General features: G+C 70.8%; 18 protein-coding genes. 11 read left to right on the forward strand and 7 right to left on the reverse strand.

All coding sequences use genetic code 11. The features are described 5' to 3' along the window. Positions 1-13 precede the first annotated feature (13 nt). Both D451_RS0118675 and D451_RS0118680 read left to right on the forward strand, forming a co-directional pair. Positions 14-2059, forward strand: a complete 2046-nt coding sequence (locus D451_RS0118675) for an amidohydrolase (protein WP_017535555.1) — start codon at positions 14-16, stop codon at positions 2057-2059. 6 nt (positions 2060-2065) lie between these two features. Further along, the gene (locus D451_RS0118680) at positions 2066-2869 is read left to right on the forward strand and encodes a M48 family metallopeptidase (RefSeq protein ID WP_187294461.1); all 804 of its coding nucleotides are present in this window, start codon (positions 2066-2068) and stop codon (positions 2867-2869) included. An 18-nt stretch (positions 2870-2887) separates the two neighbouring features. On the opposite strand, the gene D451_RS0118685 is transcribed toward D451_RS0118680, so the two are convergent. Beyond that, entirely contained in the window at positions 2888-5032 is a 2145-nt protein-coding gene (locus D451_RS0118685; protein WP_017535556.1) for an elongation factor G-like protein EF-G2, read from the reverse strand. 192 nt (positions 5033-5224) lie between these two features. Here D451_RS0118685 and D451_RS26635 point away from each other — a divergent pair, with 192 nt between their 5' ends. The 3 genes from D451_RS26635 to D451_RS0118700 all read left to right on the forward strand — a co-directional run bounded on the left by D451_RS26635 (position 5225) and on the right by D451_RS0118700 (position 8670). After that, complete coding sequence (locus D451_RS26635) at positions 5225-6547, forward strand: CPBP family intramembrane glutamic endopeptidase (protein ID WP_051067477.1); 1323 nt, start codon at positions 5225-5227, stop codon at positions 6545-6547. A gap of 17 nt (positions 6548-6564) precedes the next feature. Then, the gene (locus D451_RS0118695) at positions 6565-7362 is read left to right on the forward strand and encodes an alpha/beta hydrolase (RefSeq protein WP_026125180.1); all 798 of its coding nucleotides are present in this window, start codon (positions 6565-6567) and stop codon (positions 7360-7362) included. A 63-nt stretch (positions 7363-7425) separates the two neighbouring features. Then, the gene (locus D451_RS0118700) at positions 7426-8670 is read left to right on the forward strand and encodes an MFS transporter (RefSeq protein ID WP_017535558.1); all 1245 of its coding nucleotides are present in this window, start codon (positions 7426-7428) and stop codon (positions 8668-8670) included. Here the strand turns inward: D451_RS0118700 and D451_RS0118705 are convergent, their stop codons facing one another. From D451_RS0118705 to D451_RS0118715, 3 genes are all read right to left on the reverse strand, one after another. Continuing rightward, positions 8671-9660 carry a coiled-coil domain-containing protein gene (locus tag D451_RS0118705; RefSeq protein ID WP_017535559.1) on the reverse strand — a complete coding sequence of 330 codons (990 nt, stop codon included), beginning with the start codon at positions 9658-9660 and terminating at the stop codon, positions 8671-8673. It lies immediately after the preceding gene. Positions 9661-9918: 258 nt separating this feature from the next. After that, a complete protein-coding gene (gene def / locus D451_RS0118710; RefSeq protein WP_014910295.1) occupies positions 9919-10476 on the reverse strand; it encodes a peptide deformylase in 558 nt (185 codons plus the stop codon). Positions 10477-10541: 65 nt separating this feature from the next. Then, a complete protein-coding gene (locus D451_RS0118715) occupies positions 10542-11354 on the reverse strand; it encodes a nucleotidyltransferase domain-containing protein (protein WP_014913598.1) in 813 nt (270 codons plus the stop codon). 776 nt (positions 11355-12130) lie between these two features. Between D451_RS0118715 and D451_RS0118720 the strand changes: the two genes are divergently transcribed. Both D451_RS0118720 and D451_RS0118725 read left to right on the forward strand, forming a co-directional pair. Then, positions 12131-12808 carry a sirohydrochlorin chelatase gene (locus D451_RS0118720; protein WP_014912395.1) on the forward strand — a complete coding sequence of 226 codons (678 nt, stop codon included), beginning with the start codon at positions 12131-12133 and terminating at the stop codon, positions 12806-12808. A 139-nt stretch (positions 12809-12947) separates the two neighbouring features. Continuing rightward, entirely contained in the window at positions 12948-13865 is a 918-nt protein-coding gene (locus tag D451_RS0118725; RefSeq protein ID WP_017535560.1) for an aminoglycoside phosphotransferase family protein, read from the forward strand. Positions 13866-13903: 38 nt separating this feature from the next. Here the strand turns inward: D451_RS0118725 and D451_RS0118730 are convergent, their stop codons facing one another. Both D451_RS0118730 and D451_RS0118735 read right to left on the reverse strand, forming a co-directional pair. Then, the gene (locus D451_RS0118730) at positions 13904-14602 is read right to left on the reverse strand and encodes a response regulator (protein WP_014910685.1); all 699 of its coding nucleotides are present in this window, start codon (positions 14600-14602) and stop codon (positions 13904-13906) included. Beyond that, positions 14583-17126, reverse strand: a complete 2544-nt coding sequence (locus tag D451_RS0118735; protein ID WP_017535561.1) for an ATP-binding protein — start codon at positions 17124-17126, stop codon at positions 14583-14585. Before D451_RS0118735 ends, D451_RS0118730 begins: the two co-directional genes overlap by 20 nt. A gap of 263 nt (positions 17127-17389) precedes the next feature. Here D451_RS0118735 and D451_RS0118745 point away from each other — a divergent pair, with 263 nt between their 5' ends. Beyond that, on the forward strand, positions 17390-18328 hold the full coding sequence (locus D451_RS0118745) for a hypothetical protein (protein WP_193789617.1): 939 nt from the start codon (positions 17390-17392) through the stop codon (positions 18326-18328). Between the two features lie 57 nt (positions 18329-18385). Here D451_RS0118745 and D451_RS0118750 read toward each other — a convergent pair whose 3' ends face one another. After that, positions 18386-20005, reverse strand: coding sequence for an FAD-binding oxidoreductase (locus D451_RS0118750; RefSeq protein WP_017535564.1), 1620 nt, complete (start codon positions 20003-20005; stop codon positions 18386-18388). Between the two features lie 17 nt (positions 20006-20022). On the opposite strand from D451_RS0118750, the gene D451_RS0118755 reads away from it, so the two are divergent. The 3 genes from D451_RS0118755 (at position 20023) to D451_RS0118765 (ending at position 22907) form a co-directional block, all read left to right on the forward strand. Further along, positions 20023-20607, forward strand: a complete 585-nt coding sequence (locus D451_RS0118755; RefSeq protein WP_017535565.1) for a TetR/AcrR family transcriptional regulator — start codon at positions 20023-20025, stop codon at positions 20605-20607. 11 nt (positions 20608-20618) lie between these two features. Continuing rightward, a complete protein-coding gene (locus D451_RS0118760; RefSeq protein ID WP_017535566.1) occupies positions 20619-22145 on the forward strand; it encodes a glycerol-3-phosphate dehydrogenase/oxidase in 1527 nt (508 codons plus the stop codon). 210 nt (positions 22146-22355) lie between these two features. Next, a complete protein-coding gene (locus tag D451_RS0118765) occupies positions 22356-22907 on the forward strand; it encodes an ATP-binding protein (RefSeq protein ID WP_014909940.1) in 552 nt (183 codons plus the stop codon). Positions 22908-23077: the final 170 nt, after the last annotated feature.

Below are 23077 nucleotides of genomic sequence, written 5' to 3' on the forward strand. Positions count from 1 at the left end.
AACGAAGAAGGCGGTGGAAACCGTGCCGCACGCGGTGGACCCGAACCGTGCCGCTCAGCACGGAAGCGTGGTCATGCGACTCCTCGACGAGATCTTCCCGCTCGTGGAGGGTGTCTACGTCGACCTGCACAAGAACCCGGAGCTCTCCCACGCCGAACAACGGACCGCCAGCGTCGTCGCGGAATGGCTGAACCGGACCGGCTACGAGGTCCACAAGGGCATCGGTGGTACCGGCGTGGTCGGCATCCTCCGTAACGGCCCCGGTCCCACGGTGATGTTGCGCGCCGACATGGACGCGCTTCCCCTGGAGGAGAAGACCGGGCTCCCCTACGCCAGTACCGCGAAGGCGGTGGACGGCGAGGGCGTCGAGGTGCCCGTCATGCACGCATGCGGCCACGACGCGCACACCGCGTGCCTGGTCGGCGTCGCGGACCTGCTCTCGGAGACCCGCGAGGAATGGGCCGGGACCGTCATGATCGTGGCCCAGCCCGGCGAGGAGACCCTCGACGGCGCCCAAGGGATGATCGACGACGGTCTGTTCGACCGCTTCGGCCGGCCCGACGTCATCCTCGGGCAGCACCTGGGACCGCAGCCCGCCGGTCTCATCTCCCACCGCGCCGGGATCATCCTCGGCGCCGCCAACGCCTACCGGGTGCGCATCCACGGTGAGGGCGGACACGCCTCCCAGCCCCACACCACCGTCGACCCGGTGCTCATCGCCGCCAACATCGTCAGCCGACTCCAGGGCGTGGTCTCCCGTGAGATCAGCCCCAGCGAGATGGCGGTGCTCACGGTCGGCCGGATCCAGGCGGGCACCAAGGCCAACATCATCCCGGACGAGGCCTACCTGGAGATCAGCACCCGGGCGCTCAACGAGAACGTCGCGGACCAGCTGGAGAAGGCCATCGAGCGCGTCGTGCGCGCCGAGGCGGCCGCCTCGGGCGCCGGGCGCGAACCCGAGGTCGAGCGTTTCCAGGGCAGCGGGGTCACCCACAACGACCCGACCGCCACCGCCGACGTCGCCGGCGCGCACCTCGCCTACTTCGGCGAGGAGTACGTCATCCACCTGCCGGACCCCTCCCCGTCCACCGAGGACTTCTGCCGCTTCGGTCTGCCCGACGACCCGCAGCCGATCCCCTACGTCTTCTGGTTCGTGGGCGCCACCCCCCACGACGTGTGGGAGTCCGCACCCGGCGACACGCCCTACGAGAAGATGGGCAACGTCCCGAGCAACCACTCCCCGTTCTTCTCGCCCGCCCGCGAGCCCACCCTGCGGGCCGGACTCGCCGCCCTGACGGTGGCCGCCCTGTCCTACCTGGGCAGCGACAACAAGAACCCGTCCAGGCCGAACGTGGCCCCGGTCGGACCGGCCTTCGTGGGGCCGGACCCCACGGGGGTCGCCGACCCGCGCGCCACCACGGGCGAGGGCGAGCAGTACACCTCCGTCCCCGAGGGGACGCCGGGCGTTCCCGAACCCGTGGAGACGCCCTCGTTCTCCCAGGAGGACCCCGGTCCGGTGGAGAACCACGCCGAACCGCCGTCGTCGGCGCCCGTCGGGCCGCCGGTCGTCGCGGGATCCATGGAGGTCCCCTCCTACGAGGACCCGCTCTCGGGGCCCCAGGAAACGCCCTTCCCGCCGGAGGAGCCTCCCTCGGCCCCGCAGGTCGGCTCCGCTCCGGCGGCCCCGACCGCGGACCCGGAGCCCTACACGGCCGACAACGACGCCTACGACAGCGCCTACCTCGCCTCCTCCTGGCCCGCGCCCGACGAGCCCTTCGGCGAGTCCACCCGGGAGTCCGACATCCGCTCGGTCATGGGGGAGCAGGACCAGGAGATCCAGGACGAGTGGCTCGACGACAAGATCGACGAGTCGACCCTGTCCGCCGACATGGCCGCGATCATGGACGAGGTCGGCGCGCCCCCGGCTCCCCCCGGGCCTCCGGCGACCCCGCCCGCGGGCCCCGCCTACGGAGGGCCGCCGCCGGCCGGCAGCGCGCACGACGCGCCTCCGCCCCCCGGGCCGGAGGACGACCGGCCCGACGCCCGCTACCGGTACTGAGGGTCCATGGGGGTCGTCTCATGGCGATGGGGCGACCCCCATGTGCGTCGCTCTCTGCGACACCCGAGGGAGACGCCCATCCTCATCGGGTGTGTCCTGGTCACCCTGTTCACCGTCGCGGGGGCGGTCAGTCGTGCCCTATCGGGAGACCCGAACGAACCCCTGCTGCTGCTGAGCCTGCCCGCGCTCGTGTACTTCGTGCGCGGGCAGCTCTACGCCCGACAACGCGTCAACGGCGTGCGTATCACCGAGCACCAGTTCCCCGAGGCGTACCGGATGGTGGTCGAGGCCTCGGAACGCCTCGGGATGCGTCAGGTTCCCGACGCCTACGTGGTGCTCGGCAACGGTGTGCTCAACGCGTTCGCCTCCGGACACGGGTTCCGTCGCTACGTGGCGATCAACAGCGACCTGTTCGAGGTGGGCGGTCGGCTCTCCGACCCCGACGCCCTGCGTTTCGTGATCGGCCACGAGGTGGGGCACATCGCCGCCGGGCACACCTCCTTCTGGCGTCAGTTCGCCGTGTCCGTGGCCAACGTGATCCCCGGGGTGGGCAGCACTCTGGGGCGGGCCCAGGAGTACACCGCCGACAACCACGCCTACGAGTACTGCCCCGAAGGGGTCCAAGGGATGCGGATCCTCGCCGCCGGCAAGTACCTCTACCGGGACGTGGACTTCGACGACATCGCCGACCGGGCACGGACCGACACCGGGTTCTTCGTGACCCTGGTCAACCTGCTCTCCAGCCACCCGATCAACACGTTCCGCTTCGCCGCCCTGGCCGACCGCACCAGACCCGGAAGGGTGCTGTGAGGCGGGAGGGGCCGGAGATCAGGTGTCCCGGTCGCCGGAACGGGGTCGGGCCACCCGGTGCTCCAGGTGTCCGGGAAGACGCTCGTGCCGCAGGTAGGAACGGGTGAACGTCCCCGTTCCGTGGGACAGGGCCCGCAACTCGACGGCGTAACGCACGATCTCCAGTTCCGGTACCTCGGCCCTGACCACCACACGGCCGTCGTCCACGGTCTCCGTACCGACCACGCGACCGCGGCGCGCCGAGAGATCGTTGAGGACGGCGCCCAGATCGGACCCCTCCACCTCGACGGTCACGGTGTCCAGAGGCTCCAACAGCGCCGGTTCGCAGGTGGTGGCGGCGTCCCGGATCGCCAGCCTCCCGGCCTTCTGGAAGGCCATGTCGGAGGAGTCCACCGCGTGCGCCTTGCCGTCGTACAGCGTCACGCGCAGGTCGACCAACGGGAACCCGTCGCCGATCCCGTCGGCCATCTGGGCGCGGATCCCCTTCTCCACCGCGGGGACGTACCGACGCGGAACGACACCACCGACGATCCGGTCGACGAACTCCAGCCCGGCACCCGACTCCAACGGCTCCACCCGGATCCGGCACACCCCGTACTCTCCGTGGCCGCCACTCTGCTTGACGTTGCGACCGACCCCTTGCCCGGGCACGGTGAAGGTCTCCCGGAGCGGTACCCGAGGCTCCTCGGTGTCCACCCGGACACCGTGGTGGCTCTCCAACCGGTCCAGGGCCGCCTCCAAGTGGGCCTCGCCCAGGCTCCACAGGACCATCTGGCGGGTCTCGGAATCGACCTCCACCCGGAGGGAGGGGTCCTCGGAGACCAGACGGGCCACCGCTCGGGAGAGCCGATCCTCGTCGGCGGAGGACGCGGCGGCGATCGCCACCGGCATCATCGGGTCGGGGAAGGCCCAGGGACGGACGCGCAGGGGCCTCTCGGTGGAGGAGAGGGTGTCCCCGGTACGGGCCGACATCAGCTTGGACACCAGGCACAGGTCGCCGGCGAACACCTCTCCCACCGGGAGGGCCCGCGGGCCCGCGGGGACGAACGGCGAACCCGAGTGCTCTCGTTCGCCCGCCCGCTCCTCCTCGTCGGAGACGGCTCCGGACAAGTGGACGTCGACCTCGGGCGCCAGGGTCCCGGAGAAGACCCGGACCAGGCTCATCCGCCCCACGTACGGGTCGTTCTCCGTACTCAGCACCTCCGCGACCAGCGGCCCCTCCGGGTCGCAGGACATCCCCTCGACCTCCCTCCCATCGGGCCTCTCGACGTGGGGGAGCGGCCGCCGGGTCGGGTCGGGGCAGGACAGCGGCAGCTCGCGGAGCAGCTCGCGCACCCCCACGCCCCGGATCGTGTCGAGGGCCAGCACGGGGTGGAACCCGCCGGCGGCCACCGCCCTCTGCACGTCGGCGATCAGAAGGTCCGGGTCGAGTTCTCCGCCCTCCATGTAGCGCTCCATGAGCGTCTCGTCCCCGCTCTCGGTGATCACCTCCTCGACGAGGATCTCCCGGAGCGGCCCGGAGGCCTCGCGCAGCCGGGCGGGGACGGGGCGGGGCACGGCCTCCCCACCGGAGTAGTCGTAGTAGCGCTCGGAGATCAGTCCCCACAGCCCCACCAGGGAGCGTCGATCCCCGCTCCCCTCGAAAGCGGGTACGTAGGCGGCGTGCACCCCCGGCCCGAAGGCCTCCCGGCAGCGGGCCACCACGGCGTCGAAGTCGGCGCGCGGGTGGTCGATCCCGGTGACCGCGACCGCCCTGGGCATGCCCAGGGCGGCGCACTCCCTCCACAGGCTCCGGGTCCGCCCGTCCACCCCGTCCATGGCGGAGATCACGAACAGAGCGGCGTCGGCTCCGCGCAGCCCGGCGCGGGCGGCCCCGAGGAAGTCGGGGTGGCCCGGGGTGTCCAGCAGGTTCACCTTGACCCCGTCCACCATCACCGGGGCGAGGGTCAGGCGCGCCGAGCGGTGCCGTCGGATCTCGATCCCGTCGTGGTCGCTGACGGTGGTGCCCTCTTCGACGTTGCCGGGGCGCCTGATCTCCCCGCTCTCGGCCAGCAACGCCTCGACCAGGCTCGTCTTGCCGGAACCGGACGGTCCGACCAGGGCGACGTTGCGGATGTCACGGGGCTCTTCGGCCCTCGGCGCGGCTACGGTCCGATCGACCATCCCTGCTGCCCAGCCCTTCGGGATCCGGTGGTGATCCCAGAGCCACCACCGTGAGTGTGGCCTACGACACTTCCCACCGTCGCTGTTCGAAGCGCTGTTCACAAGGGGCGAGAAGGTCGATATCAGGGCAAGAGGGTTTCAGGGGATCATGACGTGTCCTATCGACCCGAGTTGTTCTTCTAGGCTGTCCCCGTGCCATGGTCGGAGATTCTTCCCCAGTTCAGTCTCACCGGGACCCTGCTGACGGTCCTCCTGCTGTTCTTCGCGGCTCTCGGTGAACCCTTCCTCGGTCGGCGCGCGTTCGCCTGGCTCTCCCGTAAGGAAGACGACGAGCGCGCCCTCGGACGGCTGTACATCGTCACGATCACGATCCACCTCCTGTGGGGGCTCCTGGTCCTCGCCGTCGTGCTCACCTCTCCCGAGCTGCGCCCGGCGGACCTCGGGCTGCGGCTACCGGAGGCCTGGGCGCCCGTCGCGGGCGGCGCGCTCGGCGGACTGGTCGCGCTGATCGCCTTCTGGCTGTTGGTCAACGGCCGACCGACGAGGGACCGACTGCCACTGATCGGCGGTCGCGGGTCGAAGCGGTCGTCCCGTGCCGAGAGCGCGAAGGCGTCGGCCGGCCGTCAGGGTCGTCGAGGCCGTAGGGCCCCGGCCAAGCCGATGACCCTGCCGGACCCGGGCCGTCGACAGCACCTGCTGTTGCCGCGTACGGGCGGCGAGCGGGCCCTGGCCGCGGGCATGGCGGTCACCGGCGGTGTGTTCGGCGAGCTGCTCTACCGCGGTCTGTTCATCGTGCTGGTCACGAGCATGGGTGTCCCGCTGTGGATCGCGGCCGTGCTCTCGGTGCTGCTGTTCTCCGTCGCCCACGTCTACCAGGGCTGGTGGGGGCTGCTCAGCGCCGGTTTCTCCGGCACCCTGTTCACCGTTCTCTACCTGGGCACGGGCAGTCTCCTCGTGCCGATCCTGGTGCACGTGGCGCTCAACCTGCGTTCGCTCGTCTTCGCTCCGGCCGTCGAGCGTGCCCGCGCCGAGGAGGAGTACGACGACCGCGAGTACGACGATCATGGCGGTGACGCCTACGACGACCGCGAGTACGACGATCGCGGCGACGGGTACGACGACGAGTACGGGTACGACGACCACGACGCCCCCCGGACCGAGGGGTTCGACCCGGCACCGACCTTCGAGGAACCCGGCTCCCACGAGACCCGGACGATGCCCGCTCCGCCTCCGCCGCCCGGCCCCGTTCAGGGTCCGCCGCCGCCCTTCCCGCCGTCCGGCCCGGCCCAGGCTCCTCCGCCGCCGTTCCCTCCCACGGGCCCCGCGCAGGGACCGCCGCCGCCCTTCCCACCCGGTGGGCCGGCCCAGGCTCCTCCGTTCCCGCCGTCCGGCCCCTCCCAAGGGCCGCCGCCCGGACGTCACACGGGTCCGCCCTCGAACGCTCCCGGATGGGGCGACCCGAGGTACCGGGACGAAGGCGACACACCGGGGCCGGGCTCCCCGTACCGGAACTGATCGTGCACGATGGAGTGGTGTCCGACGCCATTGACCACTCCATCGCCGGCCCCCAGGAGGAACGCTTCTGGCTCACCACCTCGGACGGGGTGGGGATCGACGCCGTGCTGCTGCGCCGCGCCGAGCCCCGTACCACCGCCGTGGTGCTCGCCAACGGCTTCACCGGGACCTACCGGAGCCCGCACACCCGCGCCATCGCCGAGGGACTGATGTCCGTCGGCGACGTCATGACCTTCGACTTCCGGGGCCACCACGGCTCCGGTGGGCAGAGCACGGTCGGCAACGCCGAGATCCACGACCTGGAGGCGGTCGTGTCCCGCCTGCGCGAACTCGGCTACTCCCGGATCGCCACGGTCGGGTTCTCCATGGGGGCCGCCGTCGCGGTCCGACATGGCGCCATCTACGGCGGCGTCTCGGCCGTGGTCTCCATCAGCGGTCCCAGCCGCTGGTACTACCAGGGCACCCGTTCCATGCGCCTGCTCCACCTCGGTATCGGGAGATCGATGGGCCGCGCCTTCCTTCGCCGTTTCCGCAAGGTCCGTGTCACCGACCGACGCTGGGACCCGACCCCCGCCGAGCCCCGAGAGATCGCCGGGGAGATCTCCCCGACGCCGCTGTTGGTGATCCACGGAGACGCGGACTCCTACTTCCCGGTCTCGCACGCCACCGCCGTCTACGATGCGGCCCGGCACCCCAAGGACCTGTGGATCGTCCCCGGTATGGGACACGCGGAACGGGCGGTCGCCCCCGATCTCGTGGTCAGGGTGCGGGACTGGCTGAAGCCGCGGCTCTCCGCCGCCGAACCCGAGGAGTGAGGGCACGGACGGGGAGGTGAGGGAGGCGTCGACAGGTCATCCGGGCTCCGTTAGAAAGGACGGATGACCCGATCTCCCGTCACCTCCATCGAGACCACGCCCACCGGCCCCCCGGGACTGAAGGGGCGGGGCTTCGCCCTGCTCATCGCCGCCACGGCGGTCGGACTCTGCGGGTTCGCCGCGGTGCTCCCCCTGGTCCCCCTCTGGGCGAGCCGGGGCGGCGCGGGGGAGTTCGGCGCGGGCGCCACGACCGCCGTGTTCATGCTCACCACCGTCCTCACCCAGTTGTGCATGCCCTGGCTGCTCGATCGGGCCGGCGGCTACAGGTGGACCTTTCCGGTCGGCGCGCTGGTGATGGGGCTGCCCACCCCGCTGTTCGCCATGACCACCGACCTGGGGCCGATCCTGGTCGTCTCCGCCGTCCGGGGGGTGGGTTTCGGCATGGTGACGGTGGCCGGGACCGCGCTCGCGGCCCGGCTGGTCACCAGGGAGCAGGTCGGTCGAGCCACCGGATACTACGGTCTGGCCGTGGGGCTGCCCCAGATCGTCATCCTGCCCGGCGGTGTGGCCCTGGCGCTCGCTCTGGGCTTCGACACGGCCTTCTGGCTCACCGGGATCTCCGGTGTGGTGTCGGCGGCGCTGGCGTCGGGCATCCTGGTCGCCGACGGGGGACGTAACCGGGAGGCGCTGCGCTCGACCGGTGAACAGACCCCGGACCGGACCGATTCACCGCGCGGCCTGCCGCTGCTGGTCGCCCTGGCCGCGCCCTTGGCGGTCATGCTCCTGATCGCCTCCGGAGCCGGGGCGATCGTCACCTTCCTGGCGATCCCCCTGGAGCGGGCGGCCTGGCTGGTCGGCGCCCTCTTGGCCGCCTACGCCCTGATGCTGGTGATCGGACGCTGGAGCGCCGGGATGCTGTTCGACCGGTACGGCCGCACTCTCCTGCTGTTGCCCGGAGCGCTCTCCGCGGTGCTGGGCATGGTCCTGATCGCGGTGGCCCTGTGGTCCAACGGCGACGGGGTGCCGGGGGCGGGGACGGCGGCCCTGGTGCTGGGCGGGGCGGCCCTGTTCGGAGCGGGCTTCGGAGCCGTGCAGAACGAGACCGTCACGATGATGCTGAACCGCGCCGGCCCGACCGGTCATGGTCGGGCCAGCGCGGTGTGGAACATCGGCTACGACGCGGGTACCGGGGTCGGCGCGGTCGCCCTGGGACTGGTCATCCAGCTCTCGGGCTACGGACCGGCCTTCGCCCTGCTGGCCCTGGCGCTGGTGGCCGTCGTCCCCCTGACCCTGGACCGTCGCCGGTGATCAGTACGAGGAGATGTGCACGTGGTCGTAGTGGTTCTGGGTCGCGTCGCCCCGGTCGTTCATCCACGTCCACTGGCGGGCGGTGGACTGCCAGATCTGCTGTTCCCAGATGATGTACTTGATGCCCAGCCGGTCGGCGTTGGCGATGCCGTAGTCGGCGATCTGCTGTCCCAGGGCCCGGTTGGCCTCTGAGGGGTGGGCGCCGTTGGCGCTCATCATGAAGTCGCAGGCCCGACCCTCGCCGTGGTCGTCGGCGCTGGAGCGCCAGCAGCCGACCGGGTAGGGGGCGCCGAACTCCCTGATGATCTCGTCGCGGATGGCCGCCATACGGGGCTGGGTCTGGTCCCAGCCGCCGCCTCGGGCGCTGTCCGGGATGCTGCCGTCGCCGCTGCCGCCGCCACCGCCGGGTGTGTCGGGCTCCGGGGGGACCTGCTCCTCCTCGTACTCGGCGATGCGCTGCTCGACCTCCTCGCGCTGTTCCTCCAGCGAGTCGATCAGCTCCGAGGCCTCCTCCAGCTCCTCCTTGAGGTTCCGGGTGGTCTCGGCCTGGTCGTCCCGCAGGGTGATGAGGTCGGAGATCTGTTCGGCCTGGCTACGACCGAGGTAGTCGACGTTCGCGGCGTCGGCGAACATGTCCTCGGGGTCGCTGGAGAAGACGACCTGGAGGGTCGGATCGAAGCCGTCGTTCTTGTAACGGGCGGCGGCGATGGTGGAGACACCGGTCCGGGAGTCCTCCAACCGCTTCTCGATCTTCTCCAGGGACTCCTCGGCCTCCTCGACACGGTCCTTGATCTCGGTGAACTGGAGCAGTTCGCCGTCGTAGGTCTCCTCCAGCTCCTCGGCCCGCTGGGTGAGCTCGTCGATGTCCACGTCGTCGTCCGGGTCGGCCTGGGCCACCCCGGACAGGCCCACGAGAAGGGCCGAGGTGAGGGCCGCGAGGGAGAGCGGGGTCCGGGCGCGGCGGGGGGCGTTACGAGGAGTGGATGTCATGTCTGCTCCGTCGATGGTCTGAGCGCATCGGCTACGCCGGGGCGACGGTCCTGCCGTCACGAGAGGGGCGGAAGGATACTCGGTCGACCATACGAGATCTTGGTGTTATGTGCACAGTGTGTTGATTCGTGAGGTTCTGGGGGAGAGAGCGGGCTCTGTCCGAAGATACCCAAGGTGGTGGACCGGACCGGACGCCCTGAGCAGGACGGAGATCACCCCGGGGGAGAGGGCGGCCCCGGGGCACGGGAGGGAACGAGGTCAGGAGCCCCCGCCGAAGGCGCTGGGGAGCCGCACGGAGGTGCTGGGCGCCGGGAGGTCCGAGGGCAGGAACCAGTCGGATCTGCGGATGTCGCGCATCGCGGCCTTGCGGTTCTCGGGGTCGAGCCGATCGATGTAGAGCATGCCCTCCAGATGGTCGGTCTCGTGCTGGAGGCACTGGGCCATCAGGCCGGACCCCTCTACCGTCACGGGCTCGTTGCGCAGGTCGACGCCCTTGACGACGGCCCGTTCGGCCCGCCGGGTCCGGTACCACAGGCGGGGGATGGACAGACAGCCCTCGTCACAGTCCTGGAGCTCCTCGGAGAGCTCGACGATCTCGGGGTTGATCACATAGCCGACGCGCCCCTCGACGGCATAGCTGAACACACGTGATCCCACACCGATCTGGGTGGCGGCCACACCCGCGCGTCCGGGCGCGTCCACGGTGTCGAGCAGGTCGCGGACCAGCTTCTCCGTACGCTGATCGAACGTGGTGACGGGGGTGGTCCTGGTGACGAGTACTGGATCGCCGAAGCGGACGATGGGGCGCATGGTCATGAGCCCAGGTTAGTCAAGGCCGCGGCCGAGGTGTACGGGTCGGGAGGATCCGGGCGGGAGGGCGATCAGGTGGCCAACCCCGGACGCAGCGACTCGTCCAGGACCATCTCGATGTAGTCCAGAGCGGCCCGGCGGCGGGCGAGGGCGCTCTGGTACAGGGACGGGGAACGGTCCCCCCTGCGCACGCGCAGGCACTCGTTGACGATGCGCTGCCAGCGCTCGGGGAAGGCGTGGAGGGCGTAGGCGCCGGCGCCCGACTTGGAGGTGATCTCGCCGGTCTTGAGGGTGAAGTGCAGTCGGCTGACGCTGAGCACGCTCCAGGAGGGGGCCAGGGAGCCCAGTACGGCCAGTCCGCGCGGGGTGACCAGGCGTCCGGCCTTCTCCCGCCAGCGGCGCCAGTGCTCGTCCAGGGAGCCGAGGGACCACGTGCGCAGGCTCTCGGGTTCGTCCCACACGTCCAGCTCGATCGGGTGGGGGCCGCGGACGGTGACGCCCCGGTCGGCCAGGACGTGCCAGGTGACCGGGTTGACGTCGGCGCCGGCGCGGGGGCGGAAACGGCCGTTGATGACCGACGGGACGGGGCCGCACTCGCCGGGGTCCCGGTTGAGCTCCTCCCAGGTGACGTGGATCCCGTTGAACTGCGGGTCGGACACCTGGTGCCGGGTGCGGGCGTGGATCCGGCGCAGGGAGTCCAGCTCCGCGCCCTCGGGGGAGCGCTCGGTGACGACGACGAAGTCGACGTCGCTGGCGTGCGGTCGGAAGTCGCCGAGGGCGACCGAACCGGTCAGGTAGAGACCCTGGACCAGCCCGGGAGCCTCTTGATCAGCGTTGGCGAGGAAGGCCTGGGTCAGCGTCTGCACCCGGGGGTGGACGGCCATGCTCACTCCAGTCTGGACGGTTCTCGGGTCGCGCGTCGGTGCGAGGGAACCGGACGTGGTGGGCCGATCGCACCGTCGGATGCTCGTGTGAACGGAGGGGCTTCAGGGGCGTTAGGGGCCCACGTGGGTTCCTCCGTTTGGTCCAAGTGTGATCGTGGTCGGGGGGGAATGGCAAGTGATCACGCCGGACCCGCATCCTGTCTCCCCACGTCAAGTGGTGTGCGGCTATGGCGGGGAGGGGGAGTGCGCACCCTTGACAAGAGGGGCTCGCATGTGCAAGGCGAGTGTGTCTCGTGGTCCGTCGGGTGCCCACGTCGACGTCTTCGCGAGTGCGGCGGAAAAGTCGACGGGTATTCCTCGGCACGTGCAGATGTTCCGTGCATTTGCATTCGAACGCGGTCGAGGGGATTTCTCTGGAGAGGTCGGCTTCGGAGGGGCGGCGACTTCGTCGGAGTGTGGTGTCCCTCATGTTCTACCCAGGGGTAGCTTTTTTTGAAATGTCCGCTGGAGTCGATGATGTCACAGGTCGAGGTGGCTGTGGAGGCGGTGCTTCCGTGGTTTCCGTGAAGTTTTGTGCCGTCGTGTGTTTTTTCGTGATGTGGACACTTCCTGTCTTTTAGTGGATCGTTATGGTTCACCAAGACTTTCTCAGGAGATAACCAACACAGCCATGGTCCGTTGTTCCCCTCCGCGTAACACGGGTGTGCTCCCTCGAAACAACACCCCGCGATACTCGGTCGACGACGGATTCCGCCGCGACGCCCAAGGAGCCGTGCATGGTCCCCACCATGGTCCTCGTAGCCGACGATTCCCGTGACGCCCACCGACGAGAGGCCCTGCACGGCCTGGCGGAGGCGGTGGCCGAACGAGGCGAGGCGCCGGTCGAGGCGGCCTTCGGGAGCCCGGACGAGGTGGGCGCCGCGATCCGCGCCGTCCCCGGGCCCAAGGTGGTGGTCCCCGCCTTCGTCGCCGGCGGGGACGTGGCCAGCGCGCACCTCCTCTCCCGCCTCGGCCTGGGCGGTCTGGAGAACTCCTGCCAGACCTCCCCCCTGGGAGCGGTCCCCTCGATCGTCGCCGACCTCGCGGCCCGTCTGTCCGAGGTCGCCGGAGACCACGACGACGGGGTGATCCTCGCCGCCGACGGCACCACGGGCGCTGAGGAGCGCCAGGTGGTCATGGACGTGGCCCGAATGCTCAGCCGGCGCCTCTCCTCTCCGGTCCAGGTCGGTTACCTGCGGACCTGGGCCCCCTCGGTCTCCGACGCCGTCGACCGGCTGCGCCGCAGCGGACACGAGCGGGTCTCAGTGGCCGCCTGGCGCCTGGTGGACGGCCCCGACTTCGACCTGCTCCGAGGGTTCGACGTCACCACCATCACCGAACCTCTGTGGCCCTCGGATCTGGTGGTGGACACCCTCCTGGCCCAGCACCGCGCCGCCAAGGGGCGCCTTTCGTGAAACGCGGAGCGGGGCCGGTCGATGACGAACGCGTCACGGACCGTCACCACCGTTACCCGAGGTACGAGGATGGGTATGGGCCCACGGACGGGGCGGGAACCGGGTGGGCGTCGAGACGAGCGGACCTGAAGGTGGATGTATGAACGACGTCACAGCGCGGTTCGTCGACGATCGACACCGTCGCCGACTGGAACACCGTTTCGGTGGCCACGTCGTCGAATGGTTGAAGGATCTGCCCGCGCTCGTCGAAGAGCTGTCCGACCGCTGGGGACTGACCGTGGAGGGACCGGCCCCGCAGGGCCGTACCTCCGTCGTCCTCTACGTTCGGCGCGCCGAGGAGGCCGGGGTGCTCAAGATCTCCCCGGACAACGGCCTGGCCGTCGCCGAGGCCGGTTCGCTGCGCATGTGGAGCCCCTCCCGGAGGGTCCCCGAGGTGTGGGAGCTCGACGGCGAACACGGGGCCTTCCTGATGGAACGCGTCGACGGCGAGACGATCGCGGCCAAGGGCGTGGTCCCCTCCTCCGAGGTCATCGGCGGCCTGATCTCCTCCCTGCACGGGGTCAAGGTCTCCGAGGCCCTCCACCGGGAACTGCGCCCGCTCATCGCCCGGGTGCAGTTCGTCTTCGACATGTGGAATCGGGAACGGATCGAGGGGCCCGCGGCCGACATCGTCCCCGCCACCCTCATGCACCGAGGGGCGGCCAAGGCCAGGGATCTGGCCAACGGCGACGTCGACATCGTGCCCCTGCACGGAGACCTGCACCCCGGCAACGTCATCGACGGCGGCTCTCGCGGACTGGTGGTCCTGGACCCCCGGGCCTGTCTGGGCGACGCCGCCGTGGACGCGGTCGACTGGGCCCTGTGGAAGGCCGACGACGTGGCCGAGGTGGAACGTCGGGTGGAGGGGCTTTCCCGGACGATGGGGGTCGACGGGGACCGGATGATGGAGTGGGTGCGGGCCTTCGCCCCCTGCCTCGCCGTCTCCAAGGCCAACCGGGGCCAGGGCGGGACGGTCGAGTTCGACCTGCTCATGAACCTGTGCGAGATCCCCGCCTGAGGTCGGGCCCGGGACACGTTCCACCGGGCCCGCCCCCTTCAAGGTCGGGCGTGGTCTCCTCGGGACGCCGATTCGAACCGGTAACCCCGGCCCGCCTCGGTGATGAGGTACCGGGGGTGCGAGGGGTCGGGCTCCAGCTTCCGACGTAGCTGGGCCAGGTAGACGCGCAGGTAGTTGGTCTCGTTCTGGTAGGCGGGACCCCACACGTCGTGCAGCAGCCGGCGTTGGCTGACCAACCGACCGGCGTTGCGGGCCAGGATCTCCAGGATGTGCCATTCGGTGGGGGTCAACCGGACCTCCTCGCCGTCCCGCGTCACCCGCTTGGCGCCCAGGTCCACCTCGAAGGTGTCGGTCCGGACCACCGGCGCCTCCTCGATCCGGTCCGCCCGACGCTCGGCCGCGCGCATCCGCGCCAACAACTCGTCCATCCCGAACGGCTTGGTCACGTAGTCGTCCGCGCCCGAGTCCAGACAGCGCACCTTCTCACCCGCCGAGTGCCGGGCCGACAGCACGATGATCGGTACCCGGGACCACCCGCGCAGTCGCTGGATGACCTCCACGCCCTCCATGTCGGGAAGGCCCAGATCCAACAGGACCACCTGGGGGGGTTGCTCCCGTGCCAGGCGCAGCGCCGACTCTCCGTCCCCCGCGGTGACCACGTCGTAGCCCCGGGCCCTCAGGTTGATCCTCATGGCCCGGATGATCTGTACATCGTCGTCAACGACCAGGACCCGCATCGACCCGCCTCTCCTCTTCCTTGTCCTCCGGCGTGACCGCACGCAGGGTGAACACCATCGTCAGACCGCCCCCCGGGGTGTCCTCCGGATCGAGGGTCCCGTGCATCGCCTCGACGAATCCACGGGCCACCGCCAGACCCAGCCCCACACCCGTCCCCTGGGGCGCGTCCCCCAGGCGTTGAAAGGCCTCGAACATCCGCTGTTTGGCCTCGTCGGAGACGCCCGGGCCCCGATCCACCACACGGAGCTGGACGTCGTCGCCGTGCGCGCTGGCCGAGACCAGCACGGGCGTGCCGGGGTCGGGGTTGTAGCGCACGGCGTTGGCCACCACGTTGTCGACGGCCCGGTCCAACAGTCCCACGTCCACTCGTACCCGGGGCAGATCCTCGGGAACGTCGACCACCACGGCCTCCCTCGGAACCCCCAACAGGGTCGAGGGGAGTATCTCGTCCAGCCCCACCGAGCGTATTCGGGGTACCACGCTGTCGGTCTGGACCCGGCTCATGTCCAACAGGTTCCCGATGAGCCGGTCGAGTCGGTCGGTGGACTCCTCGACGGTCTCCAGGAGTTCGGAACGATCCTCCTCCGAGAGGGCGATGTCGGTGGCGCGCAGGCTGGAGACGCTCGCCTTGATGGAGGTCAGCGGGGTGCGCAGATCGTGCGAGACCGCCGCCAACAGGGCGGTCCGGATCCGGTTGCCCGCGGCCTGGCCCCGTGCCTCGGCGGCGTCCCACGCCAGCCGTTGATGCTCCATCGCGATACCCACGTGGGTGGCGAAGGCGCTCAACACCCCCCGGTCCGCGGCGGGCAGCATGCGTCCGCGCAGGGCCAGGGCGACCGTGTCGGAGACCGTCACCAGGGCGTCCGCCTCCTCCGGTGTCTCGCAGGCGGGGGCGCCCACGCTGTGCACCGGATGCCAGCGGTCGTCCTCCAGCCGTTCCAGCAGGGTGGCCGAACGCTGCCCGAAGGTCTCGCGGATCCGCCGCAGCAGGGCCTGGAGCGGTTCGTTCCCGGAGAGGACGCTCGCCGCCAACAGGGCCACCGCGTCCGCCTCCGCCCGGCCGCGCACCGCCTGTGACGAGCGCCGGGCGGCCATCTCCACCATCACCGCCACGAGCGAGCCGACCAGGACGAACACCGTCATCGCCAGGAAGTTGTCCGACGACATCGACGGTCTGCCGTGCAACGGCGACAGCAGGACGGTGAGCAGGACCGCGCTCCACAGCGCCGAGACCAGCGCCGGACGCAACCCGCCCACGGCCGCGGTCGCCACCGTGATGAGCAGGAGGAACAGAGGGTCCGAGGCGGGCCCCACCCCGTCGAAGAAGGGCAGGGTCAGGATCAGGGAGACCAGGAGGGGCGCCAACAGCGAGAGGGTCCAGCCCCAGATCCTCCGGTGGTGGTTCAGGCCCCGGCCGGGAGCGGGCAGGAGCCAACGTCCACCGCCGACCTCCTCGTGGGTGACGATGTGCACGTCGATGTCGCCGGACTCGCGCGCCACTATCGTGCCCACACCCGGCCCGAACACGTACTGCCAGGCACGTCTGCGGGAGGAGCCCAGGACGATCTGGGTGGCGTGGGCGCCGCGGGCGAACTCCAGCAGCGACGAGGGCACGTCCGTCCCGACCACCTGATGGTAGGTGCCGCCGAGCTCGGCCAACAGGCGGCGCTGACGCAGCAGGTCCCCGCTGGGACGTTCGCCGATCCCGTTCGGGGGGAGCACGTGCACCGCGAGCAGGTCGCTGGGTTGGGGGCGGCCGCCCCGTGAACGGGACGCGACCCGGGCCGCCCGGCGGATGAGGGTCTCGCCTTCGGGGCCGCCGGTCAGAGCCACCACGACCCGCTCCCTGGCCTCCCAGGTCTGGCGGATCTCATGCTCGCCCCGGTAGCGGGACAGCCCTTCCTCGACCCGGTCGGCGGTCCACAGCAGCGCGAGTTCGCGCAACGCGGCGAGGTTGCCTTCGCGGTAGTAGGCGGCCAGGGCGGCGTCCACCCGCTCGGCCGGGTGCAGGTCGCCGTGGGCCATCCGGCGGCGCAGTTCCTGTGGGGTGACGTCGACCAGCTCGACCTCGGCCGCCGCGTGCACCACCCGGTCGGGGACGGTGTACTCGGGGCGGACCCCGGTGATCTGATGGACGACGTCGTACAACGACTCCAAGTGGTGGATACCGACGGTGGAGAGCACATCGATCCCCGCGTCGAGGAGTTCCTCCACGTCCTGCCACCGGGTGGGGTTGGGCGCGCCGTGCGGGTTGGGCCTGGCCAGGTCGTCGACGACGACCAGTTCGGGAGCGCGGGAGATCACGGCGGCGGTGTCCACCGAACCCGAGGGATGGGCGGGCACGACCTCCAGGCCCTGGAGCAGGGCGGAGGTGTGGACCCTGCGGTGGGTGTGCACCGCGCCGACGACCACGTCGGACCCGCGTTCGACGCGTCTGCGGGCCTCGTCCAGGGCGTGGTGTGTGGTGCCGACACCGGGGGCGGAGCCCAGGTGGATGCGGAGTCTTCCTTTCACGTCCCCCATTGTGGGTCGGTTCCCGGGCCCGCGGGCGAAAGTCGGGTGACGACAGGCCGTGGGGAGGGTGATCTTCCCGACGCCCGGTGTCGCCGACGGTGGCGGAACCCCCGGTGGAGAGGCGCTCTCGTTCCTCTCACGAGAAGGAGGGCGTGTGTTCCGTCGAGAAGGAGCGGATCTGAGGTCTTATGCGTCGGATAGAACGGAGAAGGCCTTTCGACTCTTTCGGAAGGCCGTGTTCGTCATCGATATGAGCTACGAGGTACCCCCGAATGGGACAGCCCCCGCCCCCGTACGACCCGCAGGGTCACTTCCCCGGGCCTCCCGGGACGCCTCCCCAGGGTCCCGGTCCCCAAGGGCCGCCCCCCGGTTACGGTCAACAGCCCCCGCAGGGGCCTCCGCCCGGATACGTCCCCCAAGGACAGCCGCCTCAGGGTCCGCCGCCTCCGGGCTATGGTCAGCAGCCGCCGCAGGGCCCGCCCGGGCTCCCGCCGCAGCAGCCCCCGCCCGGTTACGGCCCCCAGGGTCCCGAGCCCAAGAAGAAGACCGGTCTGATCGTCGGCGCCGCCGTCGGTGCGGTCGCGTTGATCGGTGTGGTCGGCGGTATCGCGATCTGGGCCTCCTCCGGCGGCGAGTACGTCGCCCTGCCCGACGACTGCGCGACCGTGTTCGAGGGCAACTCCCTACAGGACACCTCCGCCGGCGTGGTCACCTCCTTCGACGGAGGTTTCGAGGAGGGGGACGACCCCGACTCCGACGGTGTCTACGGCGAACTCACCTGTGACGGTGAATCGGGCGAGGTGATGGTCTCGTTCTACGTCGGGCTCTACGACATGGCCCACCCGGACACCGAGGAGATGATGCGGGAGGAGCTGGACGAGGCGTTCGACTCGCAGGATCGGTTCGACGGGCAGGACATGCCTCAGGGAGAGGTCTCCGAGATCGATCTCGGTTTCGGTGAGCCCCAGCAGATCCTGTGGGACGAGAACTCGATCGGCGACCAGGGCACGACCTTCGCCACCCTCATGCCCGGTGGCGACTTCACGGACGGCGGGACCATGGGTATGAGCGCCTTCATCTCCGGGAACGTCGTCAGCGGTGTCGTCGTGGCCGAGCAGGGCGGTGACAAGAGCATCGAGGAGGTCTACGCCATGGCCGAGAGCGCCGCCTCGGACCTGGAGCGTCAGATCTCCCGCGTGGCCGAGAAGTGAGCGGTCCCGGTCCGGTGGGCCCACTCCACCGGACCGGGGAGCCGGCCCTTCGAACGGTCAGGCGTCCGGCAGGAGCTTGCCGGGGTTGAGCACCCCCCGCGGGTCCAGGGCGGCCTTCGCCGCACGCAGTACTTCTGCCCCCAGCGGGCCCAGTTCCCGGGTCATCCACGGCCGGTGGTCGGTGCCGACGGCGTGGTGGTGGGTGATGGTCCCGCCGTTGGCGACGATGGCGTCGGAGGCGGCACGCTTGGCCCGACCCCACCGCCCGGCCGGATCGTCGCCCGCGCCGGTGGCCACCGTGAAGTACAGGGAGGCTCCGGTGGCGTAGGTGTGGGAGACATGGCACTGGACGAGGACCCCGCTCTCGTCGTCGTCCAAGGCCTCGGTCAGCGCGGCGACCACGGCCCGGTACAGCGGAAGCAGATCGCTCCAGGAGGCGGCGGTCTCCAAGGTCTCGGCGAGGATGCCCGCGGACAGTAGGGTGTCGCGCAGATAGGGCGCGTTGAACCGGTTCTCGCGCCAGTGCGCCACCGGATCCGGCCCCACCAGGGTGCCGCCGGCCGCCTCCATGGTCGCCCGGACCGTCCTCGCGCGGGCCTCGACCTCCTCTTCGGTCCCCTCGAAGCCGAGTACCGCCTGGCAGCCGGGGACGGCCTCACGTCCGCCGAGGGCCGCGTTCACGAAGGTCTCGGTCTCATCGGACAGACGCGCCATGGTGGGCCGCACGTCCGACTGGGCCAACGTTCGCAGCGCGTCCACCCCGGTGGCGTGATCGGGGAAGGACCACGCTTCGTCCACGACCTTCTCCGGGCGGGGACGGACACGGACGGCCACCTCGGTGATCACGCCCAGGGTGCCCTCCGAACCCACCAGTAGGCCGCGCAGGTCCGGGCCGGCGGCGGAGGCCGGATGACCGCCCGCCTCCAGGGTGCCGCGCGGGGTGGCGGCCTTCATGCCCACCACCATGTCCTCGAAGCGACCGTAGCCGGCGGAGGCCTGTCCGCTGGAGCGGGTGGCGGCGTAACCGCCGATGGTGGCGTACTCGTAGCTCTGCGGCATGTGCCCGAGGGTGAGACCGTGTTCGGCCAGCATCGCCTCGGCGTGCGGGGTGCGCACGCCCGCCTCCAGGACCGCGGTCAGCGAGGTGCGGTCCAGGGAGATCAGTCGGTTCAGCCGGCGCAGGTCCATCGTGACCACGGCGGCCAGACCTCCGTCGAGCGGGGTGAGCCCGCCGACCACGCTGGTCCCGCCTCCGAAGGGCACCACGGCCACCCCTTCGTCCGAGCAGAGCGCGAGCAACCGCTCCACCTGGTCGTGGTCGGCGGGGAAGAGCACGGCGTCGGGCGCGGGCACGGCCTCGCCGGCTCGGCGGGCGAGCAGGTCCGGCGTGCTCTTGCCGCCGCTGTGCCGGAGTCGCGTGGGGTCGTCGGTGCGCACGTGCTCGGTGCCGACGATCCCGGCGAACTCCGCGCGCAGACGTTCGTCCAGACGGGACGCGGGAAGTTCCACCTGTTCCTCGGGGACGGGCGGCATCGCCCGAGGGTCGGTCCGCAGTACCCGGGCGATGAGGTCGCGCAGTCCGGGGTCGAGTTCGGTCGCCTTGTCGGGGTCGCCCCAGGCGAACCAGCTCATCTCCGGAGCGGTGTCGGCGGGGGAGGCTTGCGCATCGTGGTTCATGCTCTACAGTTTTACATATGGCGTCAAAGCGTAACGTAGAGGACGAGATCCTGGACGCGGCCCGAAACTGTGTCGAGGCCTTCGGGGTGCGTCGCACCACCTTGACCGACGTGGCGCGCAGGGCCGGGGTCAGCCGCCCCACGGTCTACCGACGCTGGCCCGACGTGACCGCCCTGGTCGCCGATCTGCTCACCCGCGAACTCCGCCGCATCCTCATCGCCGAGGAGGTGGACGCCGAACACGACCACGGCGAGGACGTCCGTCCACGTCTGGTGCGGCACGCCGCCGGCGTGGCCCGCGCGATGCTCGCCCACCCACTGGTCGGGCGCATCGTCGACACCGAACCCGAACTCCTGGCCACCTACACCTTCCAACGCCTCGGAAGCAGTCATCGGGCCGCCCTCGAACTGGTCGAACCGGCCATCGTCGAGGGCCAGGCCGACGGCTCGATCAGGAAGGGCGATCCCGCGGTCCTGGCCCATCTGGTCATGGTCACCGTGCAGAACACCATCACCTCTCACCGCCTGTTCGCCGACGTACTCGACCCCGAGGGCCTGGTCGCCGAACTGACCACCCTTCTGGACGGTTACCTGCGCCCCTGAAAGGACGCCCCATGAGCCGGTCCACCTCCCTGAACGCGGCCCGCCGCGAGACCGAACTCGCCGCACTGGAAGCCCGACCCGACATCGACGTGCTGGTGGTCGGGGGCGGGGTCACCGGGGCCGGGGTGGCGCTGGACGCCGCCTCGCGCGGTCTGCGCACCGTCCTCGTCGAACGCGACGACCTCGCCTTCGGCACCAGCAGGTGGAGTTCCAAACTGGTCCATGGCGGGTTGCGCTACCTCGCCAAGGGACAGATCGGTATCGCCTACGAGAGCGCCCGCGAACGCGACGTCCTCATGCGCGTCACCGCGCCCCACCTCGTCCGCCCCCTGCCCATGGTGGTCCCCGTGTACCGGGGCGACGCGCCGATGCGCGCCCTGATCGTCCGCGCGGGAATGGGGGCCGGCGACCTCCTCCGCGTGCTGGCGGGGACCCCCTCCTCCGTCCTGCGCGGCCCGAGAGTGCTCAGCGCGCGCCAGACCCTGCGTCTGCTCCCCGGTGTACGGAGGGAGGGCCTGTTCGCCGGGATCCTGTCCTTCGACGGCCAACTGATCGACGACGCCCGCCTGGTCATCGGGATCGCCCGTACCGCGGCGGGCGAGGGGGCCTCGATCATCACCCGTTGTTCGGCCCAGAGCGTCTCCGCCGACGGGGCCGTCCTGCGCGACGAGATCGATGGACGGATCATCCCGGTCCGGCCTCGGGCGGTCGTCAACGCCACCGGGGTGCACGCCGACGCCCTCGACCCCCGGATCCGTCTCAGGCCCAGCCGCGGCACCCACCTGGTCCTGGAGGGGGCCGCGCTCGGCCACCCTCGCGCCGCGTTGACGGTGCCGCTTCCCGGCAGCGTCGACCGTTTCGTCTTCGCCATGCCGCAACCCGACGGCCGTGTCTTCGCCGGTCTCACCGACGAACCCCTGGACGGTCCGACCCCCCGGGTCCCGGAGGTCCCCGAGGAGGACGTCGACTTCCTTCTGGAACGGTTCAACGGCGCGTTGGCCACCGCACTGACCAAGGACGACGTCATCGGCTCCTTCGCCGGTCTGCGCCCTCTGCTGGACGGGGACGGGGACAGCGCGAACCTGTCCCGCGAGCACTCGGTGACGGTGTCCCCCCAGGGGACGATCACGGTGGTCGGTGGCAAACTCACCACCTATCGGGCGATGGCGGAGGAGACGGTGGACGCCGTGGTCGCGGAACACCGGCTCGCGGCCGCTCCCTGCCGGACCCGCGAGATCCCGTTGGTGGGCGCCGCCTCGCACGAGGAACTCGACTCACTGGACGCTCCGCGTCACCTGGTGGCCAGGTACGGCATGGAGGCGCTCGACGTGGTGGCCGAGGCGGACGACGACCCGGCGTCGCTGACCCCGGTCGTCCGCGGGATCACCCCGGCCGAACTACGTTTCGGCGTGCGCCATGAGGGGGCTCTGGACGTGTCCGACCTGCTGGAACGCAGGACCAGGATCGGATTGGTCCCGGCCGACGGGGAACGGGCCGCGGCCGCGGCCGAGCGGGCGTTGTCCGAGGTGGGGCGGTAGTACGGGCGGCGCGGGGAGACCGGGGCCGCCCGCGGCGCGGAGACGACACGCCGTTCCGGGGAACTCACCACACCCGAGGCCCCTGTTCGGCGGCGGTGGGATCGCGTAAGGTCATACCGGTTCGAGCCTCCCCCTCCCCTCGGACCCCTCGCGGCCGCCCCCGCCTCGGCTCGCCCGTCCACCGAATCGCCCGCCGAAGGAGCCATTCCCATGCCCATGCTCGTCGCCGTGCCGACCCTCACCAGCACCGAGGACAACGTCCTCGCGAGGGTTCCGGGCGAGTACCGGCACTACTTCAACGGGCGGGTGCCGGTGCCGTTCACCAAACGGCGATGGGAGTTCTCCGGGGAACCGGTGAGCGTGCCGCTGGTGCGGGCCTTCCTGGAGACCTGCGCGGCCGGCCGTGACGCCGACTACCGGTACGTGCTCACCCTGCTCGGGGCCGAGCTGGCCACCAACGCGATCCGGCACAGTCGTTCGGGGGAGCCCGGTCAGACCTTCGTGATCCGCGTCGACCGGGGACCCAACGGGATGACGGTGACCTGTCGGGACAACGGGATGCCCTCCAGCGCCCTGGAGGAAGGCGGGGGGCGTCTGTTCGCGGCGGCGCCCGAGGAACGACTCACCGCCGAGGACGGGCGGGGCCTGGCCCTGATCGACAGCTTCGCCACCACCTGGGGGGACAACGGGCACCCCAGCATCCGCAAGGTGTGGTTCCACCTGGCCTACGACCTGACCGGCAGTTCCTGGCCCGCGGCCTGAGGGTCTCCCGAGGGAGAGGGCCCGGTCCGCGTGGCCCCGGTCGAGCCGATGAGGGGGCTTGTCAGAGGCCGTGTCACGTGCCACCATTCTCAGCCTGAAGGCGAGATGTGGCATGGATCACGCGCTCTGCGTCCCGGGTACGGTCCGTCGACGCCTCGACCGCCCCGCCG

This window comes from Nocardiopsis alba DSM 43377, from assembly GCF_000341225.1.
Taxonomy (GTDB): Bacteria; Actinomycetota; Actinomycetes; order Streptosporangiales; family Streptosporangiaceae; genus Nocardiopsis; species Nocardiopsis alba.